The organism is Thermogemmatispora sp., from assembly GCF_019683635.1.
In the GTDB taxonomy this organism is placed as follows: Bacteria; Chloroflexota; Ktedonobacteria; order Ktedonobacterales; family Ktedonobacteraceae; genus Thermogemmatispora.
In genome coordinates this window covers 1-18,484 of the sequence record NZ_JADGIA010000029.1, presented here as the reverse complement: position 1 = coordinate 18,484, position 18,484 = coordinate 1, and the positions used below count along the sequence as shown (strand labels likewise).

16 protein-coding genes are annotated in these 18,484 nt (G+C 61.5%); 13 read left to right on the top strand and 3 right to left on the bottom strand.

The annotated features are described in order from the left end of the window. Positions 1-22 precede the first annotated feature (22 nt). Positions 23-1,537 (top strand): SPFH domain-containing protein, encoded by a 1,515-nt coding sequence (locus IRZ31_RS05415; RefSeq protein WP_297150664.1) that lies wholly within the window; start codon positions 23-25, stop codon positions 1,535-1,537. 174 nt (positions 1,538-1,711) lie between these two features. On the opposite strand, the gene IRZ31_RS05410 is transcribed toward IRZ31_RS05415, so the two are convergent. Together IRZ31_RS05410 and IRZ31_RS05405 are read right to left on the bottom strand one after the other, a co-directional pair. Further along, entirely contained in the window at positions 1,712-2,650 is a 939-nt protein-coding gene (locus IRZ31_RS05410) for a DUF6612 family protein (RefSeq protein WP_297150661.1), read from the bottom strand. A gap of 285 nt (positions 2,651-2,935) precedes the next feature. After that, positions 2,936-3,943: a hypothetical protein gene (locus IRZ31_RS05405; RefSeq protein WP_297150658.1), complete on the bottom strand. Its 1,008-nt coding sequence runs from the start codon at positions 3,941-3,943 to the stop codon at positions 2,936-2,938. Between the two features lie 410 nt (positions 3,944-4,353). Here IRZ31_RS05405 and IRZ31_RS05400 point away from each other — a divergent pair, with 410 nt between their 5' ends. The 7 genes from IRZ31_RS05400 to IRZ31_RS05370 all read left to right on the top strand — a co-directional run bounded on the left by IRZ31_RS05400 (position 4,354) and on the right by IRZ31_RS05370 (position 12,423). Next, on the top strand, positions 4,354-7,479 hold the full coding sequence (locus IRZ31_RS05400) for an SMC family ATPase (RefSeq protein WP_297150655.1): 3,126 nt from the start codon (positions 4,354-4,356) through the stop codon (positions 7,477-7,479). Next, entirely contained in the window at positions 7,469-8,740 is a 1,272-nt protein-coding gene (locus IRZ31_RS05395; RefSeq protein ID WP_297150653.1) for a DNA double-strand break repair nuclease NurA, read from the top strand. Before IRZ31_RS05400 ends, IRZ31_RS05395 begins: the two co-directional genes overlap by 11 nt. Positions 8,741-8,908: 168 nt before the next feature. After that, entirely contained in the window at positions 8,909-9,622 is a 714-nt protein-coding gene (locus tag IRZ31_RS05390) for a CpXC domain-containing protein (RefSeq protein ID WP_297150650.1), read from the top strand. Between the two features lie 9 nt (positions 9,623-9,631). Next, positions 9,632-10,117 (top strand): molybdopterin adenylyltransferase, encoded by a 486-nt coding sequence (gene mog, locus IRZ31_RS05385; RefSeq protein ID WP_297150648.1) that lies wholly within the window; start codon positions 9,632-9,634, stop codon positions 10,115-10,117. Positions 10,118-10,253: 136 nt separating this feature from the next. Beyond that, complete coding sequence (locus IRZ31_RS05380) at positions 10,254-11,186, top strand: WD40 repeat domain-containing protein (protein WP_297150645.1); 933 nt, start codon at positions 10,254-10,256, stop codon at positions 11,184-11,186. Between the two features lie 105 nt (positions 11,187-11,291). Further along, a complete protein-coding gene (locus IRZ31_RS05375) occupies positions 11,292-11,564 on the top strand; it encodes a hypothetical protein (RefSeq protein ID WP_297150642.1) in 273 nt (90 codons plus the stop codon). 55 nt (positions 11,565-11,619) lie between these two features. Then, positions 11,620-12,423: a class I SAM-dependent methyltransferase gene (locus IRZ31_RS05370; protein ID WP_297150639.1), complete on the top strand. Its 804-nt coding sequence runs from the start codon at positions 11,620-11,622 to the stop codon at positions 12,421-12,423. A 137-nt stretch (positions 12,424-12,560) separates the two neighbouring features. Here IRZ31_RS05370 and IRZ31_RS05365 read toward each other — a convergent pair whose 3' ends face one another. Then, positions 12,561-13,664, bottom strand: coding sequence for an aminopeptidase (locus tag IRZ31_RS05365; RefSeq protein WP_297150636.1), 1,104 nt, complete (start codon positions 13,662-13,664; stop codon positions 12,561-12,563). A gap of 441 nt (positions 13,665-14,105) precedes the next feature. Between IRZ31_RS05365 and IRZ31_RS05360 the strand changes: the two genes are divergently transcribed. The 5 genes from IRZ31_RS05360 to IRZ31_RS05340 form a co-directional block, all read left to right on the top strand. Continuing rightward, positions 14,106-15,776 carry a cytochrome c biogenesis protein ResB gene (locus tag IRZ31_RS05360; protein ID WP_297150633.1) on the top strand — a complete coding sequence of 557 codons (1,671 nt, stop codon included), beginning with the start codon at positions 14,106-14,108 and terminating at the stop codon, positions 15,774-15,776. Between the two features lie 201 nt (positions 15,777-15,977). Next, the gene (locus IRZ31_RS05355; protein WP_052890681.1) at positions 15,978-16,418 is read left to right on the top strand and encodes an Rrf2 family transcriptional regulator; all 441 of its coding nucleotides are present in this window, start codon (positions 15,978-15,980) and stop codon (positions 16,416-16,418) included. Between the two features lie 160 nt (positions 16,419-16,578). Continuing rightward, complete coding sequence (locus IRZ31_RS05350) at positions 16,579-16,989, top strand: response regulator (protein WP_146747250.1); 411 nt, start codon at positions 16,579-16,581, stop codon at positions 16,987-16,989. A gap of 27 nt (positions 16,990-17,016) precedes the next feature. Then, on the top strand, positions 17,017-17,952 hold the full coding sequence (gene cysK / locus IRZ31_RS05345; protein WP_297150621.1) for a cysteine synthase A: 936 nt from the start codon (positions 17,017-17,019) through the stop codon (positions 17,950-17,952). A 312-nt stretch (positions 17,953-18,264) separates the two neighbouring features. After that, on the top strand, positions 18,265-18,484 hold a 220-nt coding region (locus IRZ31_RS05340; protein ID WP_297150618.1), incomplete at its 3' end, for a hypothetical protein.

Genomic DNA, 18,484 nt, shown 5'->3' with positions numbered 1-18,484 from the left:
GCTGAGAGAGGGAGGCGCGTCTATGTCTTCACAATGGATGGACCCGGGCCAGGCTGATGATCCCGTGGCAAGCGCCGTTTGGACAGCCCCGGCCCAGGAACCGCAGGCGGCTTCCGCCGCCCGCCAGGGTCCACTTGCCCCTGATGCCTCAACATCCGTTTCCGCTCTGCCTGAGACAGAGGCAGACACCGAAGGGCTAGCCGATGATGGCTATCCTTCCTCGCGCATTGAAACGCTGTGGCTAGTACTCAAGCAGTTTTCCCCACTGTTCCTTCCGCTGTTATTTGGCTCTGTGACTTTCTTGCTCCTGGTGCCAGCGGCTCTGCATGGGAAAGCTTACCTGTCGCATGCGGGCCTGTTACCGGCGGCGCTGATCTTGCTGGCGATTGCGATTCTGCATGGCGTCATGTTGTATTATGCCGCCGATAATGCGGTACTATGGTCGCTGGCATTGGCTTGCGGTGTAGGGTTATTCGTTGTCGCTGGCTCCTTTGCGCTCTTCGGTCCGTTGGTCAGTCTGATCCTCTTGGTGCTGATGGTCGCGGGCGCGGTCCTCCTGCTGCGCTATCTGCTCCATCCTGTCCCCGAGGGTTATGTCGATCTGGTGTTCGCTTTTGGACAGTATCGGCGCACACTCTTCCCGGGGCCGAATGTACTCCTACCCTGGGAGCGGGTGGCTCAGCGCCTGAACACGCGGCGCACGCAATGGACCTGTCCGCCCCAGGTGGTGCATCTGACCCCCGATGAGGATGTCTATCTCTCGGCAACGATCTGCTACCAGCTGCTGCCAGAAGATGCCTATCTGGCGGTGACCGAGGTTAATGATTGGGAAGCCAGTCTCCAGCAGCTCTTGCTGACGACGATCCAGGCGGTGGTTTCGACCTTCAGTGTGGGTTATTTCCTGGCGCGTCGCTCGCCGGTCTACGGGGCCTCGCCTTACGAGGAGGGAGCTAGCAGCTGGGAGGTGATCAACAGCGAGCTGGCTGAGCGTATGCAGGATCAGGTGGCGATCTGGGGGGTGCAGATCCACTGGGTGCATATTCATGATGTAGCGGTAACGCCGCGCGGCTCGCTGCCGCCCGATACAGACGCGATGGAGACAGTGAAGGCCGGCGGAGCTGAAAGGCTGGACGGCTCGGGCTCATCCAGGGCCGGGGCCGACGCTGGTGCCGGCCTGGCAGCTGCGGCTCACCCGGCTGATCCCAGCCCCGGCCTGGGAAAAGCCTCTGAGTCGGGCCATGCTGCTGCGGCATCGCTCTCTCCCAAGACGTTGAAAGAGGAGATCCTGGCCAACACCTATAATGCGGTCCGTGAGGGGCGCATTACCGATCCTGAGACGATTGCCTCGATTGCAGCGCGCTTTGAGACGGTGGCGAACGATCCTGAGCTAAGCCGCCTGGTCAGCTTTGATGCCGCGCGGGCGGCGCGAGCGCTGCGCCAGCGGGCCGAGCTGATTCGCGAGCAGCGGCAGCGGATGCGGGCCTATGCGCCGCAATATGCCGATCAGACTGAGCTGGAGCGTCCAGGTCGCGAGTAACCGCGTCAGTCAGGGCCTCACTCTCTCCCTCCATGCTGCGGCAGCAAAGAGGGATGGCGAGGACACCAGGCGCGGAAGCGACGGCTGGGTGAGATAGCGCGAGGGCAAACCTGGTTGATGCCAGGTCTGCCCTCGTTCTTTTCAAGAAGGGCTGGCTCGCTGGTCTGGCTGTTGCTACTGCTGGAAGATGGTCAAGGGATTGTCGGTGGGCGTGGCGTTGGCTGGCGCGTTAATGGTGACGGGCTGGTTGAACTTGCTGTAGTCCACGGTGGCAGCGGTCTGGGTCGAGAAAACGCCGCTGAGGCTGGAGCCGCTGGTGGTCGGGGTGGTCTGCAACAGCTTGTTCAGGTCGAGGTCCATCTTCAGCGTGATCCCCAGTTCGTGGACGTAGAAGTTCTGTTCATCGATCCAGAGTTCCAGCCCCGCCTGTTGCAAGGTCGTGGCCTGCTCGATCTGCTGCAGGTTGCTCTGGCTGAGGCTGCTGGGCAGCTGTTCGAAGGAGTTGAGCAGGTCTTTGAGGGCATCCTTGCCGAAGGTAACGCTGATGTGCCGCAAGCTCTGGCCGTGGAGGCTCTGGTCTCCGTGGTCGGTCAGCTGAGCTTTCTGCGCGAGTGTGAGCAGACGGCTGTACTGATCGCTGTTGGCCGCTTCCAGAAAGCTGCTCGTGCCGGTCAGGCTGCTTTGGTCCAGAACATACCACTGGCCCTGCTTGTTCTGGATGTAGACCTTCCCATCTTTAACGATCTCGTTCAACTGCAGGTTCGTGCCGACGCCGGGTATGCTTAGCTTCATCTGAGACGAGGTCTGATCTGGAAAGATCTCATCGCCACTGCCTTGCAGTGACAGGGCCAGGTTACTGGGCAGGGCGCTACTCTGGCTGGTTGGCGTGGCCGTTCCCTGGCTCTGCATCTGGAGGTTTTCCGTTACAGAAAAGTCCATATGCACTGTCTTCAACTTCTGCATGCTTGCAATAGCTTTCTGCAAAACCTGTCCAGCTGTGATCGTGCTGCTATTGCTGCCGCTGCTGCTGGCACCTCCGCAGGCACTGAGCAGAAGCGTCAGGCCGAGCAGAGCGGCGAGAAGCGAGCTGGTCGATAGCCGGCGGATAAGCATGGCAAACTCCTTTCGTACGGTGTTCTGTTGTTCTAGGAGAAGATAGACGCATTCTCGTCTTCCTTGTTAAATCTTCCCTATCAGAAGCAGCAATTCGGTGATCTGGTTCCCGAGCTGCGAGCCTTGCCATGCTGCAGCCGTAACGCTGTGGGCTATACTGAAAGAGGCAACAAGAAGACAAAGCCACGCGCAGCCTGCGAGCGAGGCCTCTTCATGGGCCGCCTGTCAGCTGCGCGTGACCGTTTTTGTCTTCCGCACCCAGTCCAGTGAAGGGGCAGTTGGCCCTTAGCTCATCTCAAAGACGGCGCGGGGGTCGTTGGTCGGAATAGCGTTCGTCGGGGCGTTGATGGTCACGGGCTGGTTGAACTGGCTCAGGTCGGCTGTGGTGCTGAGATTCACCAGCAAGGTGGGAGGCAGCAGCGCGGTCGCCACGCCGGCGATGGGCGTCTGCAGGCCGCTGGTGTCGGCGCTCATCGCCAGTTTGAGCTGCACGCGGTGCAGGTAGAACTGCGTTTCATCGATCCAGAGATCGAGTGTGGCCTGGAAGCTGCGCGTATGGTCGATCAGGTTGTTGAGGTTTTGGCTGCCCAGCAAGTTACTGAGCTGTGTGTTGCTCGTGAGCAGTTGACGCAGCCCCTCTCTGTCGAGGACGGCGCTGATATGGCGCAGGCTCTGGCCATTAAGGGTCTCGTCGCCGTGATCGGTAATGCTGCTGTGCAGTGCCAGGGCCAGGAGCGCGTTGGTGTCCAGCTTCCAGCCGGCGAGCAGATTGCCTCCGGCTGCCTCCAGTCGGGAAGCGTCGATGACATACCACTGGCCACGCGGGTTCTGCAGGTAGACCTGCTGGCCGATAGTGATCTCCGCCAGTCTGGTACTCTGGTTGAGCGTCAGATTAAGGGCCTGCCGGCCATCGGCTAACGATTGCTGCCCATTGCCTGTCAGATTGAAGCTCAGGCTGACCACAGGGGTGGCGCTGGCCGTGGCTGATGGCGTGCCGGTGACTGGCGCTGGCGTCGTACTGCTGGTAGCGCTGGCTGTGGTCTGAGTGGTGCCCTGCAAAGTGCCGCTGGCCGTGACACTAAAGGCCAGGCTCTTCAGCTTCTGCATAGCCTGGCTGCTCTTCTGCAGGACCTGGCCGACGGGCAATTGGCTGCCCTGCTGCACCGGCGTCAGGCTCACCTGACAGGCGCTGAGGATCAAGACCAGGCTCGTCCCCAGGACCAGCAGGCTCAACACTATGCTGTAGCCTGGTCTTGGTCTGCTCTTATCTGGAAAGGATGTAATATTGTGCATGAAAGACTCCTCTGTCTATGCTGTCCCGTTCCTCTCTGGGTCGAAGCGGGGCTATCGCTTCCTGGTTGTGTCCGTTCGCAGCCACCTTCTGCCTCGTCGGAAGCAGAAGCCCGCGGTGCATCTTCTCTCGCCTTCCTTCCCCTGACACGTGGTAAGGCGATGCTGTGTTTCAGGCGCGGGCATGGTATAATGCGCCTGGGAACTACCGCTTTCGGCCTCGCAAGGGAGAAACAACAATCATAAACTTGTTCCTGAGCAGGGTTTTTGCTCCTTCGTTGGACATCCTTCGCCTCTCTCCCGCCGTCCTCTGGTGAGGTGAATGGTGCACCTTGCCGGCAGGAGAGGGAGAGCGGGAGAGAAGACGGCTGCAGACTTGCTGGAAGAAGAGTAGAGCAGAAGGCTAGTGCGGCATGTTGATTACTCGTCTTGAGCTGGAAAATATCAAAAGCTATCATCAGCTGGCCGTCGAGTTCCGACGCGGGACGACGGCTATTCAGGGAGCGAATGGGGCCGGTAAGACGACGCTGGTCGAGGCCATTGGCTTTGCCCTCTTCGATGCCCTGCCGTATAAGCAGCATAGCCAGTTTGTGCGCGAGGGCGAAAAATATGGTCTGATCCGCGTCCATCTGGTGGGCAACGACGAACGACGCTATATTGTCGAACGCCGCTGTGGCGCCGGCGCCTATTGGCAGCTCTACGATTGCGAGGCCGACTATCGCCTGGAGCAACGCACCGACGTGCTCGATAAGCTACATGAGCTGTTCGGAATTGAGCGCGAGCGCCCCCTGCCAACCCTCTTTCAGGACGCCCTCGGCGTGCCCCAGGGAACCTTCACAGCGGTCTTTCTGGAGACGCCGGCCAAGCGCAAGAAGACCTTCGATGAGCTGCTGCAGATCGAAGACTATCGCCTGGCCTCCGACTATCTGCGCGAGGTCCAGAATTACTATAAGGATCAGATGCAGCAGCAACAGCAGGAGATGCAGCGCCTCAGCTTTGAGACACGCGACCTGGATCAGTGGAGGCAGGAGCTGGCACAGGCCCGCCAGGAGGAGCAGCGCCAGACAGAGCTGATTGCCAGTGGCACGCGCCGGTTGGAGGAAGCGGAGAACCACTACGCTCTCTTGCGGCGTCAGCGCGACGAGCTGCTCAACTTGCGCCATCGCTTTGAGCAGGCCCAGCTAAGGCGCGAGGCCGCTCGTCAGCGTTTGCGTCAGTGTGAGCAAGAGCTGGCGCTGGCTCGCCAGGCGCAAGCTCAGGTCGAGGCCAATCGCGCGGCCTATCTGGCCTATCAGGAGGCGGAGGCCGCCCTGCAGGAACTGCGCCAGGCCGAGCGCCAGCGTAACACCCTACGCCAGCAGCAGGCGGCCCTGCAGCATCGCCAGGCTGGCTTGAGCGCCAACAAGGCCCATGTGGAGGCCGCCCTCAAGGAGATCGAGCAGGCGCGCCAGCGTGTGATCGAGCTGTCACCCCTGGCGGACCGTCAGCGCGAGCTGGAGCGCCGGCGTGAGGAGCTGCGCCAGCAGGTTCAGCGCTATGATGAGCTGGTGGAAGAGGGGCGCAGCCTGCGCCGTCAACAGGAACAGCAGCTGAAGCGATTGCAAGACGTGCAGCAGCAGCTGAGCGAGATCGAGCCGCTGCAAGAGCTGGCTGACCGGCTCCCTGAACGCATCACCCTCCTGACCCGGCTTCAAGCTCGCCTTTCGGAGCGCAGCCAGAAGCAGCTTCAGCTGCAAGAGAAGCTGGAGACCCTGCGTCAGAAGGAAGAGGAGCGCGCCAAAACCGCGGAGCGTCTGCGCAGCCTGGAAGAGACGATCGCCGCGGTCGAAGCCCATCGCGAGGAGGTGGCGGCTCTGCCCGCCTTGCGCGAAGAGCAGGCCCAGCTGACGGCCCGATGCTATCGTCTGGAGGGCAACATCGATGGCTATCGGGAGTCATACAATCGCTCGCGCGGCGGCCTCTGTCCTCTGCTTCATGAGCCATGCCTCAATATTCGCCAGAAGGGTCTGGCCAGCCTGGAATCCTATTTCGAGCAACTCATTGCCAGTGACGAGGCCCAGCTTGCCAGCCTGCGTCAACAACAGCAGCAACTGGAGGAGCAGGTTGCCAGGCTCACCGTCTATGCTCAGGAATACGAGCGCCTGGGCCACTATCGGGCGCAGCAGAGCGAGTGTGCGGAGCGTCTGCGCCAGCTGGCAGGTGAGCTGCTGCGCTTGCAGCGCGATGTCGACGATCTCCGGCAGGACCTCGATGAGCTGCAGAATCTAGCTCAAGAGATCGCTCAGGCCGAGCAGGCGCGGCGCGAAAGCGAGCTGGCAGATCAGCGCGTGCGGGCTTTGCCAGCCCTACGAACGAAAGTGGAACAGCTTGAGGAGCAGCTAAAGCTGCTGGAAGAGCAGCTTGTGGAGCGCCGGCAGCAGGTACAGCAGCTGCAGGGTGTCCGCGAGCGCCTTAAAGAAGTTGAGGCCCAGCTGACAGAGCTGGATGATCCCGCTGGCCAGATTCGTGGCCTCTTGACCGCCATTGAACGCGAGCCGCGCCTGCGCGAGCAGCTTGCTGAGCTAGTCCAGCAGGAGGCCAGTCTGGAGCGAGAGCTAGGGGCGCTGGCTGAGCGCCTGGCGGCATATCAGGACCTCGACGGGCGTCTTGCTGAGCAAGAGAGCCGGCGTCAGCGCGCTCAGGCCGGCTATCAAGCCTATCTGGCCCACGAGCAGGGAGCGCGTCAGTTGCCGCAGCGTCAACAAGCCTATGAGCGAGCCACTGTCGACTATCAGGGGGCCGAACAAGAACTGCAGCAGGCCGAGCGTGCCTATCGCCAGGCCCAGATCGCCTTTGATGAAGCCGAGTTCCAGCGTACTGACGAAGAGATCAAGAAGCTCAGAGCGGACCTCAAAGGCTATACCACCGCTCTCCAGCACACGCGCAGTCGCATCGCTGAGCTGGAGGCGCGCATCCGCCAGGCTGAGGCGCTGCTCACCGCTCTGGAGGCTGCGCAGCAGGAATATCGCACCCTCGAAGATCTGACCAGCATGACTGATCTCTTCCGCCAGCTGCTCAAAGAGGCCGCTCCACAAATCCTGCGGGCCCGCCTGGCTGAGATCTCCGCCGAGGCCAATCGCATCTTTGGCGAGATCATGGGCGATCGCAGCGCGCAGCTGAGCTGGCAGGACGACTACGAGATTGTCGTCCGCAATCGCAGCGCCACGCGCACCTTTGCTCAGCTCAGCGGTGGTGAGCAGATGAGCGCCGCCCTGGCCGTGCGCCTGGCGCTGCTCAAGAAGCTCTCCAACCTGACCATAGCCTTCTTCGATGAGCCGACTCAGAATATGGATAGCACCCGCCGTACCAACCTCGCCGAGCAGATTCGACGCGTCCGTGGCTTTGATCAGCTCATCGTCATCAGCCATGACGATACCTTTGAGCAGGGGCTAGACAGCCTGATCCGCCTGCGCAAAGAAAACGGCGAGACTCGCCTGGTCAGTGACGAAGAGTGGCAGGCAGCCTTTGAGCAGGAGGAGGAGCACGCCCATGCTTCATAAAGGCAAGCTCCTGGCCGCCCTGGCCAGCAAACGAGACCAGTTCATGCTCTATGGTGGGACCTACAGCGATCAGTTGGGGGCCTATCGTCATGTGCTAGAGACACTTTATCGCCGCTACCGCTCAAGCGCCCATCTAGAGCAGCACCTGCCACCTGACGGGCAGGGTCTGCCGCCGGCGGGTGCGCGCCCGACGATCGAATTCGATCGCTGGCTGGTTCAGGCCGCTCAGGAGGACTATCACGGCCCCGTCTTTCGCTTCGCCGAACGCTTCGCCAACCACGAGCAGGCGCGGCAGTGGGCGGAGTGCATCGAAGGGATTACAACGCTGGCCGTCGACGGCAGCCAGCTTCAGCCCTGGCGCGATGCCTCGATTCCCGTCGCCCTGGTCCAGGTCGGCCTGTTTGTCAATCCCCACCAGCGCGGACGTCCCTACGTCAAAGATGTGCGTCTCGAAGTGCTGACCCCCGACGAGATCCTGGAAGAAGCGCCCAGCGAAAGCGCCGATCCCAGCGGCTACCCCTACTCTGAGCTGCAGGTCTCGCTGCGTCGCTTCCAGCTCGAAGTCGAGACTCTCTGCAGCCAGATGGAACAGCTAGCCCGTCAGCGTCGGCCTGATGAACCGGCTCACAGCCCTGTGGTCTTCTTCGATGGTTCCCTGGTTGTTTCCTTCGCCCTGACTATGCCCAGTCCCTACCGCGAGCGCTACATCGCCGGCGCTGTTTCCCTGCTGCAGGCTTCGGAGCGCTTCCGCGTGCCCTTGATTGGCTACGTCGACACCAGTTACGCGCGCGACATCATCACCATGCTCCTACGCCTCGATGCCATGCAGCCCCAGCCGCTGCTGCGCGAGACCAAGCGCATTCACGATGCCTTGCTCTGGCAAGGGCGACTGCGTTGGGGAGATCGCACGCCGGCCATGATCTGCGCCCGCGGTGATGTCCTCGACCACTATGGACCCTATCGCGAGCGCATCGCCTTTTGCTATCTGCAGGCTGTGAGTCAGCGCCCGCCAGCCCGTCTGGAATTCCCGCGCTGGGTCGTCGACGAGGGCCTGCTTGATCCCGTCATCGATGTCGTACGAGCCGAGATCATCGCTGGGGGCCAGGGCTATCCCTATGCCATCGAGACCGCCGATGCCGTCGCCGTCATCACCCTCCAGGATCGCGCCGAGTTCTATGCGCATTTCCAGCAATTTATCGAGGGGCAGGGCCTGAGCTTCACCTTCTCCTCCAAGGCCCTGAGCAAGAGCCGCCGGCGCTGAGTGGACACTATCATCCATAGGAGAAAGCGGGGCTTGTGGTGAACCTGCTGCCTTGCGTGCTCGATCCTGGCCCCAGCAGGCCGGCATCGATGTGATATGATAGAGATGTTTAGTGCCTGTGTGGTTCATTTCGCTGGAGAGGATGTCATTTTCGAAGCGCTATCATCTATGTCGCAACTAGCATCGCGGACAGCCAGCTACAAGCTGACCTGTCGCTGTGGTCATAGCTTTGAGTGTCAGATTTATGAATATGTCAACGTCGCGCGTGACCCCCAGCTGCGCTATGCCGTCCTGGCGGGTCGCCTCAACGTAGTCACCTGCCCTTCCTGTGGGCGGCGAGCTCAGGCTCGGCGACCGTTCATCTACTCCGATCCGCCCAATCGCCTGCTTGCCTATGTCCATCCTCGCGACAACGTGCCACGAGAGGGGCGTGAGCTGATCGAGGCCAAATTGCGCGACGTCTACGAGCGCGTGGCTCAGCAGCCAGGCGAGCCGGAAGAGGGGTCGGCCTCAGTCTCGGACGCGGAACAAGAAGCGGAGACGCCAGGTGAGGGGGAGATGGCGGCTTCCCTCGCCGCCGCTGCTGTGCGGGGTGCAGGTGAAGAGATCCCGCCCCTGCAGGTGATCTTTGGCCTGGATCAGCTGGCCCTCCTTATCAACGCTGGCCTGAGCCAGGATGAGCGTCTCGGCAAAATCGCCCTGCGCACCCAAAGCCGCAGCACCGCTCAACGCGGCCAGATGTTTGACATTGCTCGACGCCTGGCGCGTGAGATGCAGTGCATTGTGGAAGAGGAGGAGCAGGGAGAAACCTACACGGTTTGGCTCTATGGGCCACGTCGCCAGATCGGAGCCATTATGCGCGCATTGGCCCCCAGGGGGTGACGAAGGACGATGATTACGGTTGGTGTACTGACGATCAGCGATGGTGCCGCCCACGGGACGCGCCAGGATACAAGCGGCCAGACCATTCGCTCTCTCGTGGCGCAACTACCCGAGGCGGTGGTGAGCGCGACGGCTATTGTCCCCGATGAGCGGGACCAGATTGAGGCCGTGCTGCGCTCCTGGTGCGACGAGCAACGGCTGAACTTAATTCTGACGACGGGCGGCACCGGCCTGGCTCCGCGCGATGTGACCCCCGAGGCCACGAAGGCCGTCATAGAGCGCGAGGCTCCGGGCCTGGCTGAGGCCATGCGTGCCGCCAGCCTGCAACATACGCCCTTCGGCATGCTCTCGCGGGGAATCGCCGGTACGCGTGGGCAGACGCTCATCGTGAACCTGCCGGGCAGCCCCAAGGCCGTTAAAGAGTGCCTGGAAACAATCCTGCCCGTTCTGCCGCACGCGATCAATCTCCTGACTGGCGGCCCCAGCGAACACTAGCCGCGGCAGCGAGTGCGCCCGCCCGCCAGGTAACCTCTTGATCGGGGCTGCTCGCTCCAGCTGCCGCCTGCCCGGGAGGGGATGGAAAAAGCCGCGCGCGACTCTGCCGTCACCACGAAAAAAAGAGACGTCAGCCATGTGGGCAAGAGCCAGACACTACCCGGGTCACAGCGATGCCATCTTTGCCCTGGCCTGGTCCCCCGATGGCCAGCTCCTTGCCTCGGCTGGACGCGACGGAAGCGTGCGCCTCTGGCAGTCGTCCAAAGATGGCACACTTGAACCCATTGCCGCCTACCCAGGCCACAGACAGTGTATCCTCTCCCTGGCCTGGTCCCCCGATGGCCGTCTGCTTGCCTCGGGCGACACCGCCGGAGCCGTCCACCTGTGGGAAGTCACCTCGCCTCACCGTTGCCTGCTCATCTACCGTGGACATCGCCGCTTCGTGCGCTCCCTGGCCTGGTCTCCCAACGGCGACTATCTCATCTCGGGCGGCGACTACGGTGACAGCAGCCTCCAGCTCTGGGAGAGCCGCAGCGGGCGCTGCCTCTTCTGCGATCGTCAACAATATCGGCTCTTTGCCGTCGGCTGGTCCCCCAGTGGGGAGCGGCTGCTCAGCGCCAGCTTTGATGGCTATGTAGACATCTGGACCGTTGGCGCTGACGATTCCTCCTCCTCACCCCGGGCCGAGCGCTCCCTGCGCTTCAGCGAGCATGGTCGACCCATCTACTGCGCCGCCTGGTCACCGGATGGTCAGTTTATTGCCTCGGGCGGGGCTGACAACCGGGTGCTGGTCTGGCGACCGCAGACGCCCAATCCCCAACTCATCACCACCTACCGCGGCCACAATCGTCCCCTGAAAGCGCTGGCCTGGTCGCCGGATGGCCAGCTCCTCGCCTCCGCTGGCGACGACTGCTCTCTCCTACTCTGGCAGGCCAGCAGCGGCGCGACTCTGCTCAGCTACAGCGAGCACCGGCGTTGGATTCGCTGTGTCGCCTGGTCCCCCAAGGGTAGGCAAATTGCTTCTGCCAGTGATACACTGATACATATCATAGACTTAGATGTAGATTAGCTCAACAGTAGCAAAAACGGGACCTGAGTCACAGTCATTTCTGACACGAGTGTGCGAGAATCGACCATGTCCAGTGGAGATGCCAGCAGGGGGCAGGAGCGCATCATGCGCCGCCGTGAAAGCAATCTCGACCTCTTCCAAGAGGCCGAGGAGGTCAACGAGCTCAGCGACGGCTATGCCTTTCGCTTCAGCGACACGCGCGAGCAGCTCACGGCCATTCTTGCGCTCATCAGCATCGAGCGCGAGTGTGCTCCCCTGCTTACCTTTGAGTTGCAGTTTGCACCGCAGCGCGGGCCGCTCTGGCTGCGCATTCGCGGGCCGGAAGGGGTTAAGGCCTACATCAAGAACGGGCTAAGCTCTCCCCGGCGCCTTACCTGAGCGTCGAGCGGTGTGCGCCGAGTCGGTGTGCGTCACACAGGAAGGAGCGGGAACAATGGCGACCCGAGTCTATCCAGAAAAAAGAGGGCTGCTGCAAACCAGCGACCGCCCCGATCCCGCCTGGCTGGAGGCGGTCACCACCCTCATCCCGCCCGGCGGCAAACTTGTGCTCGATCTTGGCTGCGGCAATGGTCTCTACACCCGGGCCCTGGCCGATCTGGGGGCCGCCTATGTTATCGGCCTCGACAGCGCTGAAGAGCAGCTAGAACAGGCGCGCCAGCGCTGCGCGAGCTATCGCAACATCGAATTTCTACGCGGCAACGCCCTGGCCACCGGCCTGCTGGCCGAGCGCTACGACATCGTCTTTATGCGCGCCCTGCTGCGCGATCTGCGTCCGACAGAGCTGCGTCCCTGCTTCATCGAAGCCTATCGCCTGCTCAAGCCTGGTGGTAGCCTGTTCATCCAGGACCAGACCCCCGAGGATCTTCTGGAGCCGGGCAGCAAAACCCATATCTGGGGCTACCTCTTTGCCCGCTATCCACGTCTGGTCGACCAGCGTGTCCTGGCACGCTTCCAACGCGAAGAAGTGCGCCAGATCATGCAAGACGTCGGCTTTCGCGATGTTCTGCAGCGCACGCTCTGGGAGACGCGCGGTGTCTATCCCAACAGCAGCGCCCTGGCCGAAGAGCTGGTGAGCTACGTGCTTAACGCCCCCCTCTACGACATGAGTGAGGAGGAGGTCAACGAGTTACTCGCCTACATTGCCTTTCTTGAAGAGCACCTGGCCCAGCACGAGCAGGCCGGCGAGATTATCGCTCAGGAGTGCTGGACCCTCTGGCACGGGCGCAAAGCCGGGTAGCATCCGGCCAGGCCAGGACCCTTATCTCAGCCTCCAGAGGCGAGCCAGGCCAGCAGCCAGCCGATCATGGGCTGCAACCCTGGCCCGGGGCCGGCTCACTTCCTTCCTTCCTGCCTGGCTCGCCTCTCTGCTCTGTCTCAGATCAAGAAGCGTCCATTTTCATAGCAGAGCTGGCCGTCGGCATACACGCGGCCCTCGTGAAGATCGTTCACCATATCCCAGTGGATCGTCGACTGATTCCGTCCGCCGCTCTCTGGCAGCGAGGCCCCCAGGGCCAGGTGCATCGTCCCCCCAATCTTCTCATCAAATAGCGTATTACAGGTAAAGCGCTGAATATTGTAATTCAATCCGAAAGCCACCTCACCAACGGTGCGGGCGCCTGGATCGACATCGAGCATAGCCTCCAGAAAAGCCTGGTTCGTACGGGCCGTAGCCTTCACCACACGCCCCTCTTCGAAGGTCAGGCTCAGCCCCTCAACCGCGTGGCCTTGATAGAAGGCCGGATAGCTAAAGCGAATGGTACCCGAGACCGAATCCTCAATCGGGCCGGTAAAGACCTCGCCGTCGGGGAAATTGGCCTTACCGGCGCAGTTAATCCACTGGCGGCCCCCCACGCGCAGCCGTAGATCGGTTCCAGGGGCCACAATGTGCAACTCATCGTGCTGCTCCAGAAAAGCCGCGATGCGCTGCTGCTCCTCGTAGACCCGGCGCCAGGCCCCGATCGGATCAGGCATATTCAGCATGCCTGCCGTAAAGACAAATTCCTCATAGGAGCTCAGAGACATGCCGGCGTCCTGCGCATAAGCGTGCGTTGGAAAGAGCGTACCGCACCAGCGGGCCTCTCCGCTGGCCTCACGCTCCAGCCTGCGACTCAATAACGCCTGACGCGCTCGCTGGTAGAGAGCCAGGCGCTTGGGATCGACCGAGGACAAGGCGCGCGTATTCTCTTCGCCCCAAACGTAGAGGCGGGCCGTATATTGCTCGACGCGCAAGCGGTCCAGCTCGGAGACATAGGTCAGCTGCTCGTCGCTGCCCTCGCGTAGCAGCAGCTCGGTCAACTCCGGCTGCAGCGTTTCCACCGCCACCACATAGGCGCCAGTGCGGATCGCCTCGCGAAAAACCTCGCGTGTCAGCGGAAAGGCTGCGGTAGGAGCCTGGATCAGCAATCGATCGCCGGGTTTCAGCTCCAGCGAGTAGTGGACAAGCACCTGAGCCAGCTTCTGATGACGTTCGTCGGCCATGAAAAGAACTCCTCTCTGTTCTATTAGACAAGAATCAGCATACCTCAAGCCGGAAAACTGGCAACGGTGAGGGGCGGGCGCAGCAGTGCTCAAGCATAGCTCTCCCCAAGATACGATGACGTGCAGGCCCCTCTGCGCGCAGCGAGGGGTCGTGTAGATGCGGTTGCCAGCTTGCCCTGTCTCATCTGCTCAACAACAAGTAGTATAGAATTTCTGCACCAGCGCGGCGTCCGTTGAGGTTCCTGCTTATGGGGACGGAGTGCTGCAGGGCCGTGCGTGGATACTCTCTTTAGGAGCGATACAGTGGGTGGACGCTTGCCAGAATACCGCCCTTGCTCTATCATACTACAAGAACACGAGAAGCAACCGGTGGCACTCTGCAAACGAGCAAGGACCGTTCCATTTCAGCCAGCAGGCAGGAAGGAAAGACCATAGATTCTCATGGCGACACTGCTCAAGCAATCACAGCGTGGCGCCGCGTCCCGTCGAGCGCGGCCCTCTTCAAGCAAGAAACGGCCTCCTGCGCCCCGGCTCAGCCCTGGCCAGCGCCTCAAGAAGCGTCTGACCTACGCGATGAAGCATCCTCTCGATGCTCTCTGGGGCTGGCTCAGCTCGGTGCGCACAGCTATTTTTTTGATTGTCTGTATCATCATCGTCTGCATCCTGGGCATCTACTTTCCCCAGGCGCCGGGCGAAGTCCTCAATGACCCGGCGGCCTATCAAGCCTGGCTGCAGCAAAACGCCCTGCCGCAGTATGGCTCGCTGACGCCCATCTACGACTGGCTCCATTTCTTCACCATCTTCTCAAGCTGGTACTTTATGCTTCTGCTGGGCATACTGGCGCTCAGCATTGTCGTCTGTACCCTCAATCGCGCCCCGGCCATCTGGCAAAACTTTGCCCATCCGCTCATTCGGCGCAGCGACCGCTTTTATCAAAACGCCCTGGAGCGAGCCAGCTTCAACCATCCCGAGGCTGTGGCCTGGACCAGCGCCGCCCTGCGGCGTCGCGGCTATCGTGTGCGCAGCGAGAGCGACAGCGTAGACAACTGCGAAGTCACCTATCTCTACGCCAGCAAGAACACCTGGGCCACCCTTTCCACCTTCGTCTTCCACGCCTCACTCGTGGCGCTCTTGCTGGCGGGGATGATCAGCCAGTGGCATGGCTTCCCACTCAACAGCCCGGCGCGGCGCATTCTGCCGGCTCCCATCATCAGCCTCAGCGATGCCCTGGCGGGCTTCAGCTTCGACCAGGCTTTGCCGACCGGCGAGAGCGCCGTCGTCTACCCGCGCGGCACCCCTCACAACATCAGCTTTCGCGTCAACCATTTCACCGCGCGCTTTGATCCTCAGACTGGCCAGCCCGTCGATTACGTTACCGACCTGAGCGTCTACCGTGATGGCGAGCTGGTGGCCCATAGCGACCATCTGCGTGTCAACGACCCGCTGACCTACGACGGCATCACCTTCCATCAATCCTCACTGGTGTCCTCAGCGGTCGTCACCATCACCGATGCTCAGGGCAACGTCCTCTATCACGATGCCATCATCCTCGATAGCAGCAGCACCCTGCCCTCGGGCAACGGCAGCGTCGACTACGCACGCGGCATCCCCATCGGGGGCACCAACTACACGATGGGGGTCTTCTTCATTCATGCGGAAGGGCAGCATTTGTCCCAGATTGCCCATCCTGTGCTGCTCATCGCCATTGGCACACCGGGCACCAGCAATAACGAAGACAAAGCCCTGCTGCGTCTCTCGCCCGGACAGAGCGGCAAGAGCGTCGACGGTCAGTGGACCATCAGGCTCGACGCCGCCAGTGACGCCACCGTCTTGCTGGTCACGCGCGACGCTGGGGCCCCGCTCGTCTGGCCGATCGCCATTGTCCTGGTGCTCAGCCTGTGTATCACCTTCTACTTCCCACAGCGACGCATCTGGCTGCGCATCCGCGGCGACCAGGTCGAAATGGCAGCCCTGCGCGAACACTTCACCAACATCCGTACCGATCTCCTGGGCATTGCACGCGAAGCCCGGGCCTCAGCAGTCCGCCAGGAGCAACGCGAGGGAGCACCCGAGGAGGCCCGCCCCTCCCATGCCTTATCAAGCAAGCAGTAGATGCCGAGGCTTGGGGACGGCGTTCAGGGGGACAGCGCTGATAGAAGCGGCCATTGACAGTGATTCACAATTGATATATCCTAGCGTTAGAAACACGTCCTTGTCCTGCAACACAGAGGCAAGAGCAAGCAGCAGGGGTCACAAGGTTCGTAGCCCTGTCCATCCGCAAGAGGATGCTGCAAGCAAGAAAGGAACAAGCGTATGAAGCTCACAATGAAAGGCGACTACGGACTACGGGCCATGCTTGACATGGCGGCCTACTATGGACAGGGACCGGTTGAAAGTGCGGATATTGCCAGTCGGCAGTATATTCCTGAGCATTACCTTGATCAGATCCTGATGGCGCTCCGCAAGGAAGGGCTGGTCAAGAGTGTGCGCGGTCCCAAGGGTGGGCATATGCTGGCAAGGCCGCCCTCTCAGATTACCATGGCCGAGGTCGTGCGGGCCCTGGAGGGCTACGTGCCGCCGATGAAATGTTTGCCTTCGCCTGGTGTCTGTGAGCTGTCACCAGGCTGTGCTTTGCGTGAGGTCTGGCAGAAAATCGATGAGATGACCTGGCAAATTCTGCTCTCGACGACCATCGAGGAGCTGGCGCAGCGCCATCGCACTGGCGCCGCTGCAGAGACCATGTACTATATCTAGCCAGTCCAGGCGGGGGAAGCTGTCGCTCATGGGAGTGGCAGGCTGATGGGTGGTGGATGGGGGAGCTGGTTGGTGGCCTGGACTGGGGATGTGCAGCAGCAGGCGGGTGGCAGTTGTCCGCTGGCCTGAAGGGGAAGGGTAGTAAGACGTGGTTGTTCCTGTGCAAAAAGCGAAGAAGACGAAGGTAATCGCTCTGGTAGAGGACGATCCGCGCCTCATCGAGATGGTTCAGGCGGTCATCACGACCGTTAGTTCCTGGCAGCTGCACGTCTTCCCCGATGGGCAGGAGGCTCGTGAGCATTTGCCCAACATTGGGGCCGATTTGATCCTACTCGATGTAGGCTTGCCCAACCTCGACGGCGTCTCCCTCTACAGGATCTTGCGCGGCCATAGTCAAACCAGGCATATACCAATTATCGTCATCACCGGTAGCTACGAGTGGGAGCTGCATCGCATGGGCTTACATACGGGTTTGATGCTGCGCAAACCCTTCAGCGTGCAAGAACTCCTCTTTCTCATGCGCGCCCTGCTCGCCGAGGAGCCGGAGCAAGCCGAGCCAGCAGAAGACTAGGTGAAACAGGCAAGCAGGTAGGTGAACATGGCGCGCTGGCCCAAGGATGCAACAGAGCTGGTCGGTCGCACCCCGCTGGTGGAACTAAAGCGTTTTGCTGCTTCCTGCGGGGCCACTGTATTGGCCAAGCTAGAGATGTTCAGCCCTGGTGGCAGCCTCAAGGATCGTCCAGCCCTCAAGATGATCTGTGAGGCGGAGACGCAGGGTCTCTTGCGCCCTGGGGGGATCATCACCGAGCCAACGAGTGGGAATATGGGCATCTCTTTGGCCTGGATCGCCGCCGCCCGCGGCTATCGCTGCATCCTTACCATGCCCGACACCATCAGCCTGGAGCGCCGCCTGCTCCTGCGTCGCCTCGGGGCCCAGGTAATTCTCACCCCCGGCAACCAGGGGATGCGCGGCGCCATCAACAAAGTGATCGAGCTGCGTACCTCCCTGTCAAACGCCTGGTATCCCCAGCAGTTTTATAATCAAGCCAACCCTCGTGCTCACCGCGAGGGCACTGCCGTTGAGATCTGGGAGGACACTGGCGGGGCTGTTGATATGGTGGTGATTGGCGTCGGCACTGGTGGCACTCTGACCGGGGTCGCCGAAGGTCTGCGTGCTCGCAAACCGACGATAGAGGTGGTAGCTGTCGAGCCAGCGGCCTGCGCCATCCTCTCGGGCGGGCGTCCCGGGCCACATCGCATCGAGGGCCTCGGAGCCGGTTTTGTCCCCGACACCCTGCGCGTCGATCTGATCGATCGCGTCATCCCCGTCAGCGACCATGATGCCGTGGCCACCGCGCGCACCATCATGGAGCAAGAAGGCCTCTCTGTCGGCATCAGCAGCGGGGCCGTAGCCTGGGCCGCCCTCCAGGAGGCGCGCAAGCAAGAGAACGAGGGCAAGGTCATCGTGACCATCTTCCCCAGCGCTGCCGAGCGCTACCTGCATACGATCCTCTTCGATGATCTGCGCGTCTAACAGCGCCGCCTTCCGGCTTCAGCGGGAGCACTGGGTAGGAGGCTCCTCAACGACGCTGGCTGTGCGTGACACAGAGTGAGGCAGCCTCAGCAAAGTGGATGCAATAAGATCGCTCCCGATCAGCTCTGTCAACTGCCTGCTCATGAGACCGAAGTCCCGCTTGATTCGTCTTAAACCATAGCGGCTGTGACCAGCCTCCGGGCGGTTGCCAGAAAGTACCAGGTCAACTCGGCATGACTCGCCAGGAAAGCCCTGGCGGGCCACGGCGCCTTGTCTTGTCTTCCAACCCGAAGCAGGAGCGGCGCCGACCTGATGGCAGATCTGCAACGCTGGCCAGCCGAGATGTTTTTTTGCTGCACATGGGGAGGGATGGTACGCGCGATGTCAACAATCGGTCAATACCAAAGCGGGACAGAGGTCCAACGCTTTCATCTGAAGCGCTCCGCCTATGTGCGCAACAGCCTGCTCGCTCTCTTGACGGCGGTGGCCTTCCTGCTGGTGGCGGGGGGACTAGTAGGGGGGGGACGCTGGC